Source organism: Neisseria sp. CCUG17229 (assembly GCF_047839235.1).
GTDB lineage: Bacteria > Pseudomonadota > Gammaproteobacteria > Burkholderiales > Neisseriaceae > Neisseria > Neisseria brasiliensis.
In genome coordinates, this window is sequence record NZ_CP181247.1 from 1,922,976 (window position 1) to 1,941,857 (window position 18,882).

At 50.5% G+C, this 18,882-nt stretch carries 15 protein-coding genes; 6 read left to right on the forward strand and 9 right to left on the reverse strand.

Annotated elements, in window-relative coordinates; all coding sequences use genetic code 11:
• The first annotated feature begins 230 nt into the window (after positions 1 to 230).
• Together ACM67B_RS09170 and smc are read left to right on the forward strand one after the other, a co-directional pair.
• Positions 231 to 1,643, forward strand: coding sequence for a PepSY-associated TM helix domain-containing protein (locus tag ACM67B_RS09170; RefSeq protein ID WP_416189357.1), 1,413 nt, complete (start codon positions 231 to 233; stop codon positions 1,641 to 1,643).
• A gap of 111 nt (positions 1,644 to 1,754) precedes the next feature.
• Positions 1,755 to 5,246, forward strand: a complete 3,492-nt coding sequence (smc, locus tag ACM67B_RS09175; RefSeq protein WP_416189358.1) for a chromosome segregation protein SMC — start codon at positions 1,755 to 1,757, stop codon at positions 5,244 to 5,246.
• A gap of 278 nt (positions 5,247 to 5,524) precedes the next feature.
• Here smc and ACM67B_RS09180 read toward each other — a convergent pair whose 3' ends face one another.
• The gene (locus tag ACM67B_RS09180) at positions 5,525 to 6,994 is read right to left on the reverse strand and encodes a protein adenylyltransferase SelO (protein ID WP_416189359.1); all 1,470 of its coding nucleotides are present in this window, start codon (positions 6,992 to 6,994) and stop codon (positions 5,525 to 5,527) included.
• 249 nt (positions 6,995 to 7,243) lie between these two features.
• Between ACM67B_RS09180 and ACM67B_RS09185 the strand changes: the two genes are divergently transcribed.
• On the forward strand, positions 7,244 to 7,738 hold the full coding sequence (locus ACM67B_RS09185; RefSeq protein WP_416189360.1) for a DMP19 family protein: 495 nt from the start codon (positions 7,244 to 7,246) through the stop codon (positions 7,736 to 7,738).
• Positions 7,739 to 7,825: 87 nt separating this feature from the next.
• Here ACM67B_RS09185 and gdhA read toward each other — a convergent pair whose 3' ends face one another.
• Positions 7,826 to 9,163, reverse strand: coding sequence for an NADP-specific glutamate dehydrogenase (gdhA, locus tag ACM67B_RS09190; protein ID WP_095503787.1), 1,338 nt, complete (start codon positions 9,161 to 9,163; stop codon positions 7,826 to 7,828).
• 418 nt (positions 9,164 to 9,581) lie between these two features.
• Here gdhA and ACM67B_RS09195 point away from each other — a divergent pair, with 418 nt between their 5' ends.
• Positions 9,582 to 10,376, forward strand: a complete 795-nt coding sequence (locus tag ACM67B_RS09195; RefSeq protein WP_416189361.1) for a thymidylate synthase — start codon at positions 9,582 to 9,584, stop codon at positions 10,374 to 10,376.
• 64 nt (positions 10,377 to 10,440) lie between these two features.
• Here ACM67B_RS09195 and lapB read toward each other — a convergent pair whose 3' ends face one another.
• Entirely contained in the window at positions 10,441 to 11,610 is a 1,170-nt protein-coding gene (gene lapB / locus ACM67B_RS09200; protein WP_416189362.1) for a lipopolysaccharide assembly protein LapB, read from the reverse strand.
• 8 nt (positions 11,611 to 11,618) lie between these two features.
• Positions 11,619 to 11,954 carry a LapA family protein gene (locus ACM67B_RS09205; RefSeq protein WP_416189363.1) on the reverse strand — a complete coding sequence of 112 codons (336 nt, stop codon included), beginning with the start codon at positions 11,952 to 11,954 and terminating at the stop codon, positions 11,619 to 11,621.
• 537 nt (positions 11,955 to 12,491) lie between these two features.
• Between ACM67B_RS09205 and ilvE the strand changes: the two genes are divergently transcribed.
• Positions 12,492 to 13,490: a branched-chain-amino-acid transaminase gene (gene ilvE / locus ACM67B_RS09210; RefSeq protein WP_416189364.1), complete on the forward strand. Its 999-nt coding sequence runs from the start codon at positions 12,492 to 12,494 to the stop codon at positions 13,488 to 13,490.
• Positions 13,491 to 13,629: 139 nt separating this feature from the next.
• Positions 13,630 to 13,827: a zinc-finger domain-containing protein gene (locus tag ACM67B_RS09215; protein WP_416189365.1), complete on the forward strand. Its 198-nt coding sequence runs from the start codon at positions 13,630 to 13,632 to the stop codon at positions 13,825 to 13,827.
• Positions 13,828 to 13,937: 110 nt separating this feature from the next.
• Here ACM67B_RS09215 and ACM67B_RS09220 read toward each other — a convergent pair whose 3' ends face one another.
• The 5 genes from ACM67B_RS09220 to ACM67B_RS09240 form a co-directional block, all read right to left on the reverse strand.
• Positions 13,938 to 14,762, reverse strand: coding sequence for an undecaprenyl-diphosphate phosphatase (locus ACM67B_RS09220; RefSeq protein ID WP_416189366.1), 825 nt, complete (start codon positions 14,760 to 14,762; stop codon positions 13,938 to 13,940).
• 203 nt (positions 14,763 to 14,965) lie between these two features.
• Positions 14,966 to 15,646 carry a thiol:disulfide interchange protein DsbA/DsbL gene (locus ACM67B_RS09225; RefSeq protein ID WP_416190557.1) on the reverse strand — a complete coding sequence of 227 codons (681 nt, stop codon included), beginning with the start codon at positions 15,644 to 15,646 and terminating at the stop codon, positions 14,966 to 14,968.
• Positions 15,647 to 15,656: 10 nt separating this feature from the next.
• Positions 15,657 to 16,670, reverse strand: coding sequence for an SPOR domain-containing protein (locus tag ACM67B_RS09230; protein ID WP_416189367.1), 1,014 nt, complete (start codon positions 16,668 to 16,670; stop codon positions 15,657 to 15,659).
• Positions 16,671 to 17,023: 353 nt separating this feature from the next.
• Entirely contained in the window at positions 17,024 to 18,520 is a 1,497-nt protein-coding gene (locus ACM67B_RS09235) for a YifB family Mg chelatase-like AAA ATPase (RefSeq protein WP_416189368.1), read from the reverse strand.
• A 13-nt stretch (positions 18,521 to 18,533) separates the two neighbouring features.
• On the reverse strand, positions 18,534 to 18,860 hold the full coding sequence (locus ACM67B_RS09240) for an accessory factor UbiK family protein (protein WP_416189369.1): 327 nt from the start codon (positions 18,858 to 18,860) through the stop codon (positions 18,534 to 18,536).
• Positions 18,861 to 18,882: the final 22 nt, after the last annotated feature.

Sequence of the window (18,882 nt, forward strand, 5' to 3'; positions counted from 1 at the left end):
TGATTGACGGTTTATTTTTAGACGGCGTCATAGATAAAATATGAAATACCAACTCTAAAATAAACTTTATTTGAAAATAAGAATATATATTCTAAACTCAGCAGAATATAGCCATATTTACGGATAAATTTGCCTTATATCAGATTCATTCCCATTTTTATGAAAATTGTATTTATTTAAAATACGTCTATCACTATAATAGCCTGCTTTTAATAAAAGCGGAAAAACACATGAATCCTACCCCTACCGCGCCGGATATGGTGCAACAAGCCAACCGCCGTTATCTCACTGTGTGGCGTTGGCATTTTTATGCTGGCTTTTTTGTCGCTCCTTTTTTAATCTTACTGGCCGCTACCGGTTTGGCCATGCTGTTGTTTGCCAACATCAGCGGTCGTGAAGGCGAACGGATTCATGTGACCCCGCAAGCCGTGGTGCAACCTTTGTCGGTACAGGCCGAAGCGGCGCGCGGTGCGTTGCAGTCGGAAACCGCGTCGGTGGTGCAATACATTGCCCCGCGCACCGACGATATGGTGGCAGTATTTCGGGTCAACGACGACGGCAAGGCCATGATGGTGGCGATTGATCCTTACACAGCGCAGGCAGTAAAAGTGTTTCCGCGCAATCAGGATTGGTATCATTTGATGGATGAAATCCACAGCGATATTTTGCTCGGCACGTTTGGCGATTATTTATTGGAAACCGCGGCATCGTTAACCATTTTGCTGATTATCACTGGCATTTATTTATGGTGGCGCAAACAAGGCAGTCTGAAAAATATGCTGTTGCCGACAATCACTTCCGGCCGCTCGGCTTGGCGTGACCTTCACGGCGCAGTCGGTGCATGGATTTCGCTGATTTTATTGTTGTTCTGCTTATCGGGCATTGCATGGGCGGGCATTTGGGGTGGTAAGGCGGTGCAAGCTTGGAGCCAGTTCCCGGCAGGCAAATGGGGCGTGGCACCCAATCCCGAATCTGATGTCGTGACTTACGGCGAGTTATTAAATGACGGTAAAACCAAAGAAGTGCCGTGGGTATTGGAACTAACACCCATGCCGCAATCGGGCACCACTTTAGGCACAGACGGCATTCACCCCGACGAACCGATGACGCTGGAAACGGTTGACCGCTACGCACGCGAAATCGGTTTTCAAGGCCGCTATCAATTGAATCTGCCACAAGGCGAAACAGGCGTGTGGACGCTGTCGCAAGATTCGATGAGCTACGATGCCAACAGCCCGTTTATCGACCGCACCGTGCATCTCGACCAATACAGCGGCAAGCAGTTGGCCGATATCCGCTACGATGACTACAACGCATTCGGCAAATTCATGGCCGTCAGCATCGCGCTGCACATGGGCACATTGGGCTGGTGGAGTGTCGCGGCCAATGTGGCATTTTGTTTGGCGGTGATTTTGATGTGTGTCAGCGGCTTTGTGATGTGGTGGAAGCGTCGCCCAAGCCACGCCGTCGGCTTGAATCCGCCGTCAAGCAAGGCAGAGTTACCAGTGTGGTGGGCAATGGCTTTACCACTTCTGCTGGTGGCACTGCTCTTCCCGACCGCCATCATCGCCATTTTGGTGATTGCAGTGCTAGATTTTCTACTGTTGTCACGCATTCCGGCATTGCGGAAATGGTTTAAATAAATATTAGCAAAGCCGTCTGAACAAATCATTCATGTTTTCAGACGGCTTTTTACGGTTAACGGTCAATTTCTATTAAAATACTATTTTTATCTATTTCTTATTCCAAAAATCATGCGCCTGACCCATATCAAACTCTCCGGCTTTAAATCCTTTACCGACCCGACCACCATTCACGTTCCGGGGCAGCTGGTTGCCGTGATTGGTCCCAACGGCTGCGGCAAATCGAATGTGATTGATGCCGTGCGCTGGGTATTGGGTGAGGCATCGGCCAAACAATTGCGCGGCGAAAGCATGCAAGACGTGATTTTCAACGGCGCAGCCACCCGCCGCCCTGCGCCGCGCGCTTCTGTGGAATTGGTGTTTGACAACAGCGACCACGCCCTACAAGGCGCGTGGGGGCAATATGCCGAAGTCAGCATCAAACGCCAGCTTACCCGCCAAGGCGATTCGACTTACTACATCAACAACCAAGTGGTGCGCCGCCGCGACATTACCGATTTATTCTTAGGCACCGGCGTGGGCGCGCGCGGTTATGCCGTGATTGAACAAGGTATGATTTCACGCATCATCGAAGCGCGGCCGGAAGAATTGCGTGCTTATATCGAAGAAGCGGCCGGCGTATCCAAATATAAAGAACGCCGCAAAGAAACCGAGGGCCGTCTGAAAGACACGCGCGAACATTTGCAGCGCTTGAGCGACTTACAAAACGAATTGGCGCGTCAGGTTGAAAAGCTGGAAAAACAGGCCGAAACCGCCGAGCGCTACAAAGCCCTCACCGCCCAACTCAACCAGCAGCAGGATTTGCTCGACTACACCCAATGGCAGCAATCGCTGGCCACCGCCGACAAAGCCACCGCACAACACCAATCACTGCAAGCGCAGCAAGACGAAACTGCCGCGCAAATCCAAACCCTGATGGACGAAGTACACGCCCTGCAAGCTGCCGAACAAGCACAGCAACAAAGTGTGCATGATTTGAGCAACCGCCGCGGCGTATTGCGCGAGCAGATTGCCCGTTTGGAAGAACAAATGCGCCACCAACGCAGCCTGAGCCAGCGCATCGAACGCGACCGCCAAGCCGCGCAAGCACAATTGCAGCGCATCCATCAAGAGCAGCAGCAAATCCGCGCCCAGCTTGACGACACCGACATTCAAAACGAAGAAAAACAAATCGAGCTGGCCGAACTCGCCATGCAAGTGGCCGAACACGAAGCCCAACTGCCCGAATTGGAAGAAGCCCAAGCCTCGCTTAATGCCGCCTATCAAACCCAGCAAGATGAAACCGGCCGCATCAAACGCGAATTGGCTCTGAAGCAGCAACAGCTTGCCCACACCAAACAAACCGTTCAGCAGCATGAAACACGCAAAGGCCGTCTGAAGCAGGAAAGCCAAGCCTTAAACCTGCCCGACGACAGCGAAACCACCGCCGCGCAAGAGCAAGCCACCTTATTGCAAAGCCAGCAAGAACATTACGAAGAACAAATCCTGGCCGCCGAAGAACAATTAACCACTCTGCGCGACAGTTTTCAGACGGCCTCGAATCATTGCCAAAACCTGCAACAGCAACACATCACCCTGCAAGCCCAGCAGCAGGCTTTGTCGCAATTATTGGCGCAAACGCAGGAAGCCGCTGACTTTTGGCAAGCTACTGCGCACGACACCGCACCGCAATTGTGGCAACACATCAGCGCACCGGCCGAATGGCAGCATGCCTTGAGCGTGATATTGGCCGAACGCCTACATGCGCGTGCCGTACCTGATACTTTCAGCCCGCCTTCGCCTTTACCAAGCAGTCCGGCTGCGTGGTTGAGCAACAAACTCACCGGCGGCTTGAAAAAATCGCTGCCCGTGCAAGCCTTGTTGAACCAAATCCAAGCCCAGCCGCCTTTTCAGACGGCCTTGCATCATTGGCTCGACGGCGTATTGTGCGCGCCAAATTTAGATTACGCCCTTGCCCATCAAAACGATTTGAGCGGCCAGCAAATCTGGCTCACGCCCGAAGGCCATCAGGTTGATAAGGTGAGTGTGTTGCTGTATGCCAAACCGGCGCAAGAAAACTTGATTGCGCAGAAAGCCCGTTTGGACGAACTCACCGCCGAGCTTGCTCAAACCGCGCCGCAACTGGCCGCTGCCGAACAAGCCCGCAACCAAGCACAGGCTGCGTTGCAAGCTGCTGAAAACCATCATAAAAACCTAACCCAACAGCAAAAACAACACACCCAGCAATACCACCAAGCGCAGCAGCGTGCCGCCGAATTGTTGGCGCGCACCAACCAAGGCCAAATCCGCCGCGAGCACATCACGCAGGAATTGGCGCAGCTTGAAGAAGAGCAAATCATTCTGAGCCAGTCTTCAGACGGCCTCGAAGACGACATCGCCGCCCTGCTTGAAGCCGTTGCCGAATTGGAACACCAGCAACACAGCCTTTCCGCCGACCGCCACAGCCAGCAAGGCCGTCTGAAACAGGCGCAGCTCGCCCTGCTCGAAGCCAATCGCCGCTACGGTTTGGCCGAAGTGGCCGCACACAAACTGCAACAGCAAAAACACACTCTGCAACAGCAGCTTACGCGCTTAGACGAACAGACTTTGGATTTACAGGAACGCCAGCAGGAATTGGCGCTGGCCTACGAAAGCGAAATGCAGGATGACGAGCAACACATCAAGCTCGAAGAATTGAGCGAAGCCGTGCAAACGCTCGATGAAGAATACGCCGTGTTGCAGGAAGCCTTAAACCAAACCCAAGCGCAAGGCCGTGAGCAATATGCCCGCCAGCAAACCTTGCAGGCCAAATTGCCGCAGCTTCAGGCCGCCACGCAAACCGCCTTGCTCCAGCAGCAGGAAGCCTTGATTAACGCCAAACGCTTTCACCAAAACCTGACCGAGCGCAACGCCGATTTGGCACAATTGGAAACCTTGGCCAAAGAAGCAGGCCGTCTGAACGTGTTGAACAACCAAATCGGCAGCCTCGCGCAACAAATCGAAGCCTTGGGTGCGGTCAACCTCGCCGCCTTGCAAGAATTGGAAGAAGCGCGTGAACGCGACGATTATTACCGCAGCCAAAGCGAAGACGTGCAAGCCGCGATTGACCTGCTTGAAGAAGCCATCGGCCAAATCGACGACAAAACCAAAGCGCGTTTCAAAGAAACTTTCGATGCAGTCAACGAAAAAGTGCAAATCTTCTTCCCGACCCTGTTCGGCGGCGGCGAAGCGGTGCTGAAAATGATTGGCGACGACCTGCTTACTGCCGGCGTATCGATTATGGCGCGCCCGCCAGGCAAGAAAAACAGCACCATCCACCTACTCTCCGGCGGCGAAAAAGCCCTCACCGCCATGAGCTTGGTGTTTGCCCTGTTCAGCCTCAATCCCGCACCATTCTGTCTGCTCGACGAAGTGGATGCGCCGCTGGATGATGCCAACACCTCGCGCTTCTGCAATCTGGTGAAAGAAATGTCGGCGCAAACGCAGTTTCTCTACATCTCGCACAACCGCCTCACCATGGAAATGGCCGAACAACTCGTCGGCGTGACCATGCAGGAAAAAGGCGTATCGCGGATTGTGTCGGTAGACATCCAACAAGCGTTGCAAATGGCCGAACCGGCTTGATAAGTGATTGAATAAAAAGGCCGTCTGAAACAAAATACTCGTTTCAGACGGCCTTTTACATGAAGCCTGATACCTTTGCAAAACTCCTTTAAAAAGCTTGCACATACAAAACCGACGTCATTCCCGCGCAGGCGGGAATCCATCTCAAAATTTAAGAAACCTATTTTATCCAATAGCTTATCATGCTGAAAAATGGATTCCCGCCTGCGCGGGAATGACGGCAGTTTTGGTTTTTATTAATGATTCATCAGTTTTGCAAAGGTCTCGGCCTTGTTATTTTAACTCGAGCAACTCACCGCAATCCCCTCCGCCCATTCCGGCGCAGGTTGGGCGAAATCGGCAAACTCTTGCCGCTCGTCAAACGGATTTTCTAAGCAGCGGCGCAGGCGTTCGATTTCGCGGTAGTCACCACGCTTGGCCAACTCAATGGCTTGTTGCGCCAGATAATTGCGCAACACATACAGCGGATTAGCCTGACCCATGCGCAATTTACGAGCTGCATGGTCGTTGTTTTCGGCACGCAGGCGTTGGCGGTAGCGGCCGACCCAGCGGATAAATAATTGCGGATTCTGCTCACCAAACAAGGCCATTAATTCAGACGGCAACGCGTCATCATGCACATTGCTAATCTCGCTTAATCTTCTGAAAAACAAGGTGAAATCGACTTTTTTATCTTGCAGCGCGGCAAACATATCGGCAATCAATTCCGCATCATCTGCCTGCTCGGTCAGCAAACCGAGTTTCGGGCGCATGCGTTTGAGATAGGCCGTCTGAAAGGTGTCCGGCCATTGTTCCAATAAATCGTTGAGTTCATTTTCCGGCACCAACGATTCAAAGCAATTAGCCAACGCCGCCAGATTCCAATGCGCGATATAAGGCTGGGCGTGATAGGCATAGCGGCCTTCGTGGTCGGAATGGTTGCAGACGTGCCGGCGGTCGTAGCCTTCCATAAAACCAAACGGGCCGTAATCGATGGTCAGACCGAGTATCGACATATTGTCGGTATTCATCACGCCATGGCAAAAGCCAACGCTCTGCCACGCGGCAACGGTTTCGGCAGTTCGCTCGGCCACCGCTTGCAGCATGGCCAGATAAGGATTGTCGGCTTCGCGGCATTCGGGGTAATCATGGTCTATCACAAAATCAGCCAGCGTTTTCAGCTCTGCTTCGCGGCCAGTGTAGAAAAAATATTCAAAGTGGCCGAAGCGGATAAAACTCGGTGCAATGCGGGTGACCACCGCGGCGGTTTCTACTGTTTCGCGGTACACTTCGTCATCACTGCCGACCAAAGCCAAGGCGCGCGTGGTCGGAATCTTCAGACCGTGCATGGCTTCGGAACACAAATATTCGCGCACGCTTGAACGCAACACCGCCCTACCGTCGGCAAAACGTGAATACGGCGTTTTGCCCGCGCCTTTCAACTGCCATTCCCATGCCTTGCCATGCTCGTCCAGTGTTTCACCCAGCAGCAAAGCGCGCCCATCGCCCAAACGCGGTGTGTAGCCGCCGAACTGATGGCCGCTGTACACCGTTGCAATGGGCTGCGGCTGATATTCCGCCGCGCTGCCGGCAAGATAAGCAAGGTTTGAGGCCGTCTGAAAACTTTCAGACGGCATGTTTAATTCATTCAACAAGGTTTCGTTTACCGCAATCCAATACGGCTGATTCAACGGCTCGGGTTTGACCGTGCTGTAAAACGTGTTGGGCAGCGTGGCAAAACGCGCTGCTTTCAGGGGAAGTGTGTGCATGATGATTTCCTTTATTATGGTAGCTTCACAATAACACATAGTCGTTTAAAATAGAAACAAGACAAGGCGACAGCGACCGCCGTGTACACCGAGTACATAAGGGAGCTGGCAACGCTGTATTGTTTCTATTTTAAAAGACTATATTTATGGGGGCGGCTAAATCAGGCCATCTGAACCATTATCCCTATTCCCCAGCTCTGCCTGTTTTCCTTATAATGTGCTCATTCCCATTTTTTCAGACGGCCTGACATGACCACTTTATTCCAACGCGACGAACTCAATCCCAACGACCCCGCCGAGTTTCTCTACACCTTAAGCGCAGCCTATCTCGACCACACCGCGCAAAACGGTGATGAAGACATGGCTTCTTTAAACGACGAGCAGCACACCTTAACCGCCTATTGCTATCTCGACAGCCAAGTACAGGAAGGCGGATTTGTGCAACTCATCGCGGCAGGTTACGGCGAATACATTTTTCTCAATCCCGTCGCCGACAGCCTGCGCCGCTGGCGGATTAAACCGACACCGAAAATCTTAGACAAAGCCAAAGCGCTGTATGCGAAATACGGCGAAGAAATCGAGCAACTGGCCGAAGCGGATACCCCATTAGACGACATCCGCGCCAAGTTTACCGATTTTGAAGAACTCGATGGCGAATACTACGAAACCGCCGATGAAGACATGGCCGCCGCTGTGGCTTACGTGCAGGCCAATTGGGATAAGTTTGCCGTTATCGAAGATTGAGTGATCAAAATATAGTAATCAAAACAAAGGCCGTCTGAAATTTCAGACGGCCTTTGATTCATTTTACGACTTTACATCACAAAACGATTAGATACCTTGTGCCAACATCGCGTCAGCCACTTTCACGAAACCGGCGATGTTCGCGCCGTCAACGTAGTTTACGCTACCGTCTTCACGTTTGCCGTATTTCACGCAGTTTTCGTGGATGTCTTTCATGATGTTGAACAGGTTTTTGTCCACTTCTTCACGAGTCCAGCACAAGCGGATGGCGTTTTGGCTCATTTCCAAACCAGAAGTCGCTACACCACCGGCGTTCGATGCTTTACCTGGTGCGTACAGGATTTTGGCATCCAAGAATTGTTTTACTGCACCCAGAGTTGACGGCATGTTGGCACCTTCGGCAACCACTTTACAGCCGTTGGCCAGCAAGGTTTTGGCTGCTTCTTCGTCCAATTCGTTTTGGGTCGCGCAAGGCAAGGCCACATCGGCAGCCACACCCCAAGGTTTTTGACCTTCGAAGTATTGTAGGCCTTGTTCTTTGGCGTACACAGACAAACGCTCGCGGCGCACTTCTTTCAATTCGATCAAGGCAGCCAATTGCGCTTCAGTCATACCACTGTCGGCAAATTGAACGAAACCGTTAGAATCAGAAACAGTCAGCACTTTCGCACCCAATTGAATCGATTTTTCAGCCGCATATTGCGCAACGTTGCCTGAACCGGAAATCAATACGGTTTTGTCTTTCATGCTGTCGTTGTTGGCTTCCAGCATGAATTGTGCGAAATATACGCAGCCGTAGCCGGTGGCTTCTGGGCGAATCAAGCTACCGCCCCAAGTCAGGCCTTTACCGGTCAACACAGAAGCGAATTCGTTGCGGATTTTTTTGTATTGGCCATACAAGAAACCGATTTCGCGGCCGCCCACGCCGATGTCGCCGGCTGGTACGTCAGTGTTCGGGCCGATGTGGCGGTAGAGCTCAGTCATAAAGGCTTGGCAGAAGCGCATCACTTCAGCGTCAGATTTGCCTTTAGGATCGAAATCCGAACCACCTTTACCACCGCCCATCGGCAAGGTGGTCAAGGCATTTTTGAATACTTGCTCAAAAGCCAAGAATTTCAACACGCCCAAGTCAACAGTCGGGTGGAAACGCAAACCGCCTTTGTAAGGGCCGATGGCAGAGTTCATTTGAATACGGTAGCCGCGGTTTACTTGCACTTCACCTTTATCGTCCACCCAAGTCACGCGGAACATCACCACACGCTCAGGCTCAACAATGCGCTCCAGCAGGTTTTGCTGGGTGTATTTAGGGTTGTCTTTCAAGAAAGGTTTCAAGCTTTCGAATACTTCTTCTACCGCTTGGTGAAACGGCTCTTGGTTAGGGTTGTTCTTTTTCAGTTTGTCGAACAAGGCATTTAAATCGGTCATGGTACGCTCCAAAAAATGATCGGATGGGAATTCATCCAAAAGTAGGAAATTTGTGGAGTGAAATATAACCTTATTTTTTTTCGCTGCCAAGTATTTTTTTGTAAAATTGTTGACATTATTTTGAATGAATTTTTGTTTAAAAAAATTTTATATCAATAAATAAAATATATCAGTAATATTTATTCACAATTTAAATAAAAAATAAAATTATAATCTGTAATTGAAAAACTACTTTTCAAAAATTTATTGTGTAAATTTCCATCAAATTTGATACAGGGCAAAATTTTGTCAACAATTTGATGCGTTTTGTCTGTGATTTAATCTCATTTAATCGGCTATTTAACGAGTCAATTCAATTCCCATGCAGCAGGCCGTCTGAAATGCTAAAATGACAGCCATTCAAACATAAGGAATCCTCATGAAAGCCTATCACGACCTCATGCGCCGTGTTCTCGAACAAGGTACCGACAAATCCGACCGCACCGGCACCGGCACGCGCTCTGTGTTCGGCCACCAAATGCGCTTCGATTTAAGCCAAGGCTTTCCGCTTTTGACCACCAAAAAGCTGCACCTGCGCTCCATCATTCATGAATTGCTGTGGTTTCTCAAAGGCGACACCAACATCCAATACCTTAAAGACAATAATGTGTCGATTTGGGACGAATGGGCCGATGAAAACGGCGACTTAGGCCCGGTTTACGGCTACCAATGGCGCAGCTGGCCGGCACCCGATGGCCGTCACATCGACCAAATCGCTAATGTGGTGGAACAAATCAAAAAAAATCCCGACAGCCGCCGCTTAATCGTTTCGGCATGGAATCCGGCTTTGGTCGATGAAATGGCCTTACCGCCCTGCCATGCGCTGTTTCAATTTTATGTGGCCGACGGCAAGCTTTCCTGCCAGCTCTACCAACGCAGCGCCGATATTTTCTTGGGCGTGCCGTTCAACATCGCCAGCTATGCCTTGCTGACCATGATGGTGGCGCAGGTGTGCGACTTGGAAGCAGGCGAATTTATCCATACTTTCGGCGATGCCCACCTTTACAGCAACCACTTTGAACAAGCCGAACTGCAACTGAGCCGCGACACGCGTCCGCTCCCAACCATGAACATTAATCCGGATGTGAAAGATTTGTTTGCATTCACCTTTGAAGATTTTGAATTGGTGGATTACGATCCGCATCCGCATATTAAAGCGGCGGTGGCCGTGTAAAGCCCTTCATATCAAAAGGCCGTCTGAAAAAATATTTTTCAGACGGCCTTTCTCATTTAAACACTTACACTTCAATACGGTTTGGCGTGAAGGTTTCCCATTTGTTACACGCCGGACAATGCCAGAAAAACACCTGCGATTTGAAATGACAATTGCGACAGCGGTACATCACGCTTTTTTGCAATTGACGACCAACCACGGCGCGCATCATATCGGCATCGCCTTTCCATTCGGTCGGCATATCGCTCAACTTCAAACCGAGCAAACGGTACACGCCGTTTAGATCCGGTTTTTGGCGCACCAATTCGACGGCCAATGCCGCGGCTTCCGCTTCGCCTTTGAGCAACAAGGCTTTTTCATAGATAACATTGATCAAGTCCAAATCAGGGAAGGTTTTCATGTAGCCGATTAAGCGGTTTAAGCCTTCTTCTTGCTGGCCTTGCGCGGCATAGGCTTCATACATCTTCTCGCCGACCATGCTCAAATATGAGTGGTTTTGCTGCTCAATCGCGCCGTAGGCTTCCACCGCAGCGGCAAAGTTGCCCTGCTTGGCTTCGATGTCGCCCAAAATCATGTTGGCGCGGGTACATTTTTTATTCGCTTCCAAGGCTTTTTGCACGTTATAGCGCGCCACATCAAAATTGGATTTAAACAGCGCACCATGGGCGATTTCGCAATAAAACTGTGCAATCTCAAATTGATAGGTCTGCTCGTTGTGGCTCAACAATTGCGCCATTTCGATGGCTTTCGCCCAATCGCGGTCTTGCTGGTAAATGCTCATCAGATGGTGACGGGCTTCACGTGCCATGTCACCTTCAAGCAAACCGATGAAGATTTGCTCGGCGCGGTCAACCAAACCGGCGCTTTGGTAGTTTTGCGCCAATTCAAACAACACGCGTTCGCGCTTTTCGTTGACCGTATCAGGTGATTCAAGCAAGGCTTGGTGCATAGTGATGGCCTTGTCGTTCTCGCCGCGCTGGCGGTAGAGTTTGCCCAAGGTCAGGTTCAAGTCGTAAGACTGCGGCTGCTGATCAACCACTTCGGCCAATTCACGGGCGGCGCGGCCATTGTTGCGGTCAACCAGCGCATCCAAGCTTTTATAAAAACCGCTCGGAATGCTTTTCGCCTGTTTCAATACCGTTTTCATATCCACGCGCGCGGCAAACCAGCCCATCGCAAAAAAAACCGGCAACAGGATAATCGGCAGCAAAATGACCCATAATTCGTTATCCATGCGTATCCTTATTTCTGCATCAGGTCGGTTGTGGTCGGTGTGGTTGTGGTCGTCGGCACAGTCGGCGTGGCTTTTTGAATATCTTGCTCAGTCATGCGGCCATGTTTTTTCACTTCGGCACGCAGGCGGTTGGCTTCACTGCGCAAACTGAGCAAACGGCCAAACAGTGCAAACATACCGAACACAATGCCCACCACAAATGCGCCGAACAACACCACAATCAGCGGCACTTCTACACTCTGCCCCGGCAAGTAGAAAAACGACACCACTTGGGTATTGCTCACCGCCAGTAGCAAGAACACCAGCAAAATCAAAATTTTAATAATTAAGTAAACAATCTTCATTATAAGTCTCCGTTCATGCGGCCTAAGTGGATGAGGCCGTCTGAAAATTATCCTGTGTAAGTTTAAACGATTTATTCGGTTTAGGATAGAACGGCACAATGCAGAAAGGTTCGTCATCTGTACTTTACAGACGGCCTACAACTTTTGCAAAACTCATCCGAATACCAGAACATACATAACCGCCGTCATTCCCGCGCAGGCGGGAATCCATTTGCAATCCAAGAAACCTATTGAATAAAAAGGTTTCTTAAGCACTAAGATGGATTCCCGCCTGCGCGGGAATGACGACGGCTTTGGTTTTTATTGGTAGTCACGAAATTTTGCAAAGGTCTCGGCCTTTATTCACCATTAATTGCTGACAATTTAGCAAACCGTTTTCCACACATTGCCCGACTGCTCGGCTTCTGCCATCTTGGCAGCCAAAAATTTGCATGAAAAATCCGCTTTTTTCCACTTGCCAAAACCATATCGACAGGCGTATTGTTTAGCCTTTAATCTATCGAATTGACACCATTTAAGAATAAGAAAGGCACTATCATGAGCAGACCCGTTCCAGCCGTATTCGGCAGCGTATTTCACGCCGAAATGCCGGTAATCGAATTTACAGACGACCAATGGCAGCCGGTCAAATGGCAGCCTTCAAGCGATTTAACCATTCCGGCGGGTGCGCACGCCCTGCACTACGGCAGCGAGTGTTTTGAAGGTTTGAAAGCTTTCCGTCAGGCCGACGGCAAAATCGTGATGTTCCGCCCGACCGCCAACATCGCCCGCATGCAGCAAAGCGCAGAAATCCTGCATTTGCCAAAACCGGAAACTGAAGCTTATTTGGACGCTTTGATTGAATTGGTAAAACGTGCCGCTGATGAAATCCCTGACGCACCTGCCGCCTTATACCTGCGCCCGACTTTAATCGGCACCGACCCGATTATCGGCAAAGCCGGCGCACCATCACAAACCGCGCTGCTGTATATTTTGGCCTCGCCAGTCGGCGACTACTTCAAAATGGGTTCGCCGGTGAAAATTCTGGTTGAAACCGAACACATCCGCTGCGCTCCGCACATGGGTCGCGTGAAATGCGGCGGCAACTACGCCTCAGCCATGCCTTGGGTGTTGAAAGCAAAAGAAGAACACGGCGCGGCACAAGTCTTGTTCTGCCCGAACGGTGACGTACAAGAAACCGGCGCATCCAACTTCATCGTCATCAACGGCGACGAATTGGTGACCAAACCGCTGACCGACGAATTCCTGCACGGCGTGACCCGCGATTCAGTGTTGACTGTAGCCAAAGACTTGGGCTACACAGTAACCGAGCGCAACTTCACCGTCGATGAATTGCAAACCATGATTGAAAACGGTGCCGAAGCCATCCTGACCGGCACCGCCGCCGTGATTTCACCGGTGACTTCATTCGTGATTAACGGCAAAGAAATCGACGTGCAAAGCCAAGCGCGTGGCACCGCTATCCGCAAAGCCATCACCGACATCCAATACGGTTTGGCCGAAGACAAACACGGCTGGTTGGTTGAAGTGTGCTAATTATTGCATCATGAATAAAGGCCGTCTGAAAGCGTATACTTTCAGACGGCCTTTTGTTTGTGGCATTCAAATCGACAAAGCTTATGCACAAACCTGCGCTTCTGTCGTACAATAAACGGCAAACTGCCAAGGAATCATCATGTCACACACCACCGATAATCCTGTTATCCACATCACACCGCAAGATTTGCCGCTGCATTGCACCGGCCCCAAACACGAAACGTGGAACGGCCACCCGCGCGTATTTTTGCCGATTCAGTCCAACAGCGACATTGAATGCCCGTATTGCAGTATCCGCTATCATTTAAACGGCGAAATCCCCCATCATCATTATTAACCCTTTCGACACCCCGCTCTTCCTTATCATTAAATAATTATGATATAGCTGTTAGCAACAGCAATAAAACAAAGGCCGCCTGAACTTCAAACGGCCTTTGTTAAACTGATTTATTCAGCCCACTGCACCCAGCCCATCGCCCAAGTCAGCAGAATCAAACCGCCGAAAACGATACGGTAATAAGCAAACGGCACATAGTTTTTGGTTGCCAAAAATTTCAACAAGGCTTTCACCGCCAGCAAACCTGCAAAAAACGCAGCAATAAAGCCGACCGCAATCAAGCCGATGTCTTGTAGGGTGAAATATTGATAATGTCTGAAAATATCGTAAAACGTCGCCGCAACCATCATCGGCACAGCCAAGAAGAATGAAAACTCTGTTGCTACCTTGCGCTCCAAGCCCCACAGCATACCGCCCATGATGGTACTGCCTGAACGTGATGTGCCCGGTACCAAAGCACAAATCTGCGCACAACCGACCACAAATGCATCAATCGGGCGCATATCATCAACATTCACCACTTTCGGCACCCGATTTTGTTGACGTTTTTCCACCCACAAAATAAAGAAACCACCCAACACCAGCATCATCGCGACGGTAATCGGGTTGAATAAATACAGCTTAATCTGTTTGCTAAACAGCAAACCGACCACCGCCGCCGGCACAAATGCCACCGCCAGATTCAATACAAAACGATTCGCCGTGCGCTCTTTGCCGATACCGCGAATAATCTTGCCGAAACGTTGGCGGTATTCAAAAATCACCGCCAACACTGCGCCCAATTGAATCGCGATTTCAAACACTTTGCCATTGCTGTGGAAATTCAGCAAATCGCCGACCACAATCAAGTGCCCCGTGCTCGAAATCGGTAAAAACTCGGTCAAACCTTCGACAATGCCCAAAATCAGGGCCTTCAACAACAATATAATATCCATTAAACCTCTTTCAGACGGCCTGCTTTCTATAAGTAAGGAAACTCAGCCACTACATTCATCAAACATTACTTACAGTAATATTCATGTCAAATGATTTCATCCCAGCTGAAACCATTTTCCAATTATCATGATAATTAAGTGTGAAAAATACAGGCAGCCTATTCAGACTGCCTGTAGATTATTGATGACAATCAGGAAATTTATCAATGATTGGCGGATTTGGCCAAGGCTGCGCCTTTGCTCTTAACATAGCTGCCTGCCTGCTTCAAGCCACGTTCGCTGCGCACTTTTGCTATCAATGCATCAATGGTTTTCATACCATCTTGATAATCACCGTTGAACAACACTTCATACTTACCGCCCACAATCACCATCGGCGTACTTTCTATGCGGTAGGTTTTGGTCAAATCCTGCATCTTCTTGGCTTGTACTTGGTTAGCTGCAGAATCATAGGCAGCAACCAATTTTTTGCCGTCGAAACTTTTTTGCGCCGAAGCCCATTGCTTGAAGGTTGCACTGTCGGCCAAATTAATTTTCTGTTCATACACCGCTTTAAACACTGCCGGATTGGCTTGGTATTTTAAGCCGGAACTGTTCACTGCAGCAGCGACACGTGCCAAACCAAACATTTCCGGCTGCCACACCACATGCTCGGTGCGCAAATAAGTGTCTTTGGCAAACGATTGGCTGTGTTTCAACAACACCGGATCCAAGTGATAACAATGTACGCAGAAGTAGCCGAAAAACTCCAACACCTCCACTTTATCCGCCTGAACTTGCGGAATCGGTTTGGCCAGTACTTGGTAATCTTTGCCTTCGGTAGCGGCTTGCGCCATACCGGCCAAAGACAAAGCCATCCATGCCGAGAATAATTTCATTTTCATCATGTCATCCTTATTGAGCCGAACGGGTAAAGCTGCTCACGCCGTTTTTCTTCAGCGTTTGCTGTATGCGTTGGGCCGCATCTTGCGCCATCACACCGCTTTGCAGACGGTACACTTTCTTACCGTTGGCCGAACCTTCCACTACGCTGGATTGTACGCCCATCATGGCCAATTTGGCACGTTGTGCATCGGCTGCCGCACGGTCGCCGTATGAACCCATCTGCACAATCACTTTTTTATCGGATGATTTCGTGCTTGTTGCGGCGTTGTTGGCGGTGGTTTTACTCGATTGCTTAGCTTCTTCGCCGGCAGCTTTACGGGCTTTTTCAATATTGCCACTGTTTAAAATTTGCTCCGGGGTTGGCTTGGCGGTAGCTTTATCGGCTGCTTTTTTCTCGGCTGCTTTTTTCTCGGCTGCTTTTTTCTCGGCGGCTTTCTGTTCGGCCAGTTTACGCTCGGCACGGGCTTTTTGCTGTGCCGCTGCTTCTGCTGCTTTTTTCTCGGCTGCAGCTTTATCGGCTTTGGCTTTTTCCGCACGTTTTTGCGCTAATTCGGCTTTGCGCTTAGCTTCTTCTGCCTCACGTTTTTCACGGGCCTGCTCTGCCTGCTCACGCTCAGCATGTTGTTCTTCCGTATTCTCTTCTGCTTTTGGCTGAACAGTTGCTTGGGGCAGCGGCACCGGTGCAACATCAATAGGTTTGCTTGCTTCATCAGGCTTAGGCGGCTCGGTTTCAGACGGAGTTTGCTGCACCGATGAGGCCGCCTCTTCTTCGTCAGCTTTCATTTCACGGCCGACATCCGTTGCTTGGCTGTCTGCGGAAGCAGCAGTGGTAACCGGCTCTGATGGTGCTTTAGGCTGCAAAATTTCCGGTTCGGAAGCCTGCTTTGGCTGAGCCAACTCTTTAAACTGATTTTGATTGCTCTTATTCAGAAAAAATAAAATGCCGACAATCACAGCTGTTGCCAGCAGCAACCCTGAAATAAAACCGGCAAGACCTTTACCATGTTGTGTCTGTTTTTTCATAACATACCTTTTATTCTTCAGACGGCCTTTTTAAAGTATTTCACCATGCTGAATTGCCGTCCGCCATTCAGATAGGGCATTTTATCAATATCTCTTATACTCGGCTATCGGCATATGCTCGTACACAGACCGTTTGGGAACGTATCCATTAATCAGGCCGAAACCTTTGCAAAATCCCCATCTTTGGCACATTTCTTCATTATGCCCAGCTCGAAAGCTTGACTATCTTGATGATATATCTGAGCTTTCTGTGTTTGCTTACTTCGAACTGCACTCAAATCTGGGGTTTTACAAACGTCTCTGACCGTCTGAAAATGAGCCACTATGTGTTTATTATTCTGACTGGTGCAGATTTACAACGCCCTGCGGAAGCTGATGGCTTTCAATACATGGCTGCGGCCGACGGCATCATCACCGGCCAAATCGGCCAAGGTACGTGCCACGCGCATGATGCGGTGAAAACTGCGCGCCGAGAGCGATAATTTTTCCAGCATCGCGCCTAAGGCATCCCGCGCTTCTTGTTCGATATTGGCCGCGTTGTCTAATTCAGTCACGCTCAGAGCGGCATTCACTTTGCCTTGTCGCGCATATTGCCTGTCGCGCGCCGCCAACACCCGCTGCAACACATCAGCGCTGGATTCGCCCGCTTGTTGCTGCATCAATTCTGCGGCGGGCAAGCTAGGCACTTCAATGGTTAAATCAATACGGTCAAGCAGTGGCCCTGAAATTTTGCTGCGGTAACGCGCCACGCTCTCAGGCGTGCAGCGGCAGGGTTTGTTCGGGTGGCCGAGATAGCCACACGGACAAGGATTCATCGCCGCCACCAATTGGAATTGGGCCGGATACACTGCCTGCCGCGCCGCGCGGGAAATATGGATTTCACCGTTTTCCAGCGGTTCGCGCAACACTTCTAAAACTTTGCGGTCAAACTCGGGCAATTCATCGAGAAACAATACGCCGTGATGCGCTAAGGAAATCTCGCCCGGTCGCGGATCCGAACCTCCGCCGACCATTGCTGCCGAACTGGCGCTGTGATGGGGGGAACGAAACGGCCGCTCGTGGCTGAGTTCCTGCTGATGGTTGGGCAACAATGAGCGCAACGCCCATACTTCAACCAATTCGTCTTCGGTCAGCGGCGGCAAAATACCGGGCAAACGCTGCGACAACATCGATTTACCCGTGCCCGGCGGACCCATCATCAATAAGCTGTGTCCGCCCGCTGCGGCAATTTCCAAAGCCAAACGCGCGGTATGTTGCCCTTTTACATCACTCAAATCCGGCAGGTTTGCGCTTTCAGACGGCCTGTCGAGATTCGGGCATTCGGTTTGCGCCAACGGCTCAATGGCGTTTAAATGCGCCGCCACTTCGCCTAAAGATTGCGCGCCGTAAACCGTGATGCCTTTCATTACAGCAGCTTGTTGCGCGTTTTCAGACGGCAACACAAAAGCGCGCCCTGCCTGCATACCCTGCCACGCCATCGCCAATGCGCCGCGTACCGGCCGCAACATACCCGACAAAGCCAGCTCGCCGGCAAATTCGTATTGCGCCAGTTTTTCCATCGAAATCTGACCCGAAGCGGCCAAAATGCCGATGGCAATGGGCAAATCAAACCGGCCGGATTCTTTGGGCAAATCGGCCGGTGCCAGATTGACAGTGATTTTTTTCGCCGGAAAATCAAAGCCGCTTTGGATAATCGCCGCACGAACTCGGTCGCGGCTTTCCTTCACCTCGGTATCGGGCAGCCCGACAATATTGAAATGCGGCAAACCGTTGGCAAGATGGGCTTCCACCTCGACCAACGGCGCATTCATGCCGCTTAAAGCGCGGCTGTAAACCAAAGCGAGCGACATGGTTCAGACGGCCTTATTCGGCGCTGTCTGCTTTGGTTACCGATTCGACGGCCGCTTCGACTTTAGCGGCAGATTCCTCAACCACGCTCTCTTCGGCCGCAGCAGGATTTTGCGCTGCTTCCAATTTGGCCAAACGCGCTTCCAGCTCCACCAATTTGGTACGGGTTTTAATCAATACTTGCTGCTGGATATCGAATTCTTCACGGGTCACCAAATCCATGCGGTTAAACGCGCTGCCCAACATGGCTTTGACATTTTTTTCAACATCTTTGGCCGGGCTGTTGGCGATGGTTTCGCTCAATTTTGAGGTCACTTCTTCAAACAGGTTTTTACCGAACATGGCTGTGTCCTTTATTCATAGA

Coding starts and splice junctions, on each gene's coding strand:
- ACM67B_RS09170 (WP_416189357.1), top strand. CDS start 231: ATGAATCCTACCCCTACCGCGCCGGATATGGTGCAACAAGCCAACCGC.
- smc (WP_416189358.1), top strand. CDS start 1,755: ATGCGCCTGACCCATATCAAACTCTCCGGCTTTAAATCCTTTACCGAC.
- ACM67B_RS09180 (WP_416189359.1), bottom strand. CDS start 6,994: ATGCACACACTTCCCCTGAAAGCAGCGCGTTTTGCCACGCTGCCCAAC.
- ACM67B_RS09185 (WP_416189360.1), top strand. CDS start 7,244: ATGACCACTTTATTCCAACGCGACGAACTCAATCCCAACGACCCCGCC.
- gdhA (WP_095503787.1), bottom strand. CDS start 9,163: ATGACCGATTTAAATGCCTTGTTCGACAAACTGAAAAAGAACAACCCT.
- ACM67B_RS09195 (WP_416189361.1), top strand. CDS start 9,582: ATGAAAGCCTATCACGACCTCATGCGCCGTGTTCTCGAACAAGGTACC.
- lapB (WP_416189362.1), bottom strand. CDS start 11,610: ATGGATAACGAATTATGGGTCATTTTGCTGCCGATTATCCTGTTGCCG.
- ACM67B_RS09205 (WP_416189363.1), bottom strand. CDS start 11,954: ATGAAGATTGTTTACTTAATTATTAAAATTTTGATTTTGCTGGTGTTC.
- ilvE (WP_416189364.1), top strand. CDS start 12,492: ATGAGCAGACCCGTTCCAGCCGTATTCGGCAGCGTATTTCACGCCGAA.
- ACM67B_RS09215 (WP_416189365.1), top strand. CDS start 13,630: ATGTCACACACCACCGATAATCCTGTTATCCACATCACACCGCAAGAT.
- ACM67B_RS09220 (WP_416189366.1), bottom strand. CDS start 14,762: ATGGATATTATATTGTTGTTGAAGGCCCTGATTTTGGGCATTGTCGAA.
- ACM67B_RS09225 (WP_416190557.1), bottom strand. CDS start 15,646: ATGAAAATGAAATTATTCTCGGCATGGATGGCTTTGTCTTTGGCCGGT.
- ACM67B_RS09230 (WP_416189367.1), bottom strand. CDS start 16,670: ATGAAAAAACAGACACAACATGGTAAAGGTCTTGCCGGTTTTATTTCA.
- ACM67B_RS09235 (WP_416189368.1), bottom strand. CDS start 18,520: ATGTCGCTCGCTTTGGTTTACAGCCGCGCTTTAAGCGGCATGAATGCG.
- ACM67B_RS09240 (WP_416189369.1), bottom strand. CDS start 18,860: ATGTTCGGTAAAAACCTGTTTGAAGAAGTGACCTCAAAATTGAGCGAA.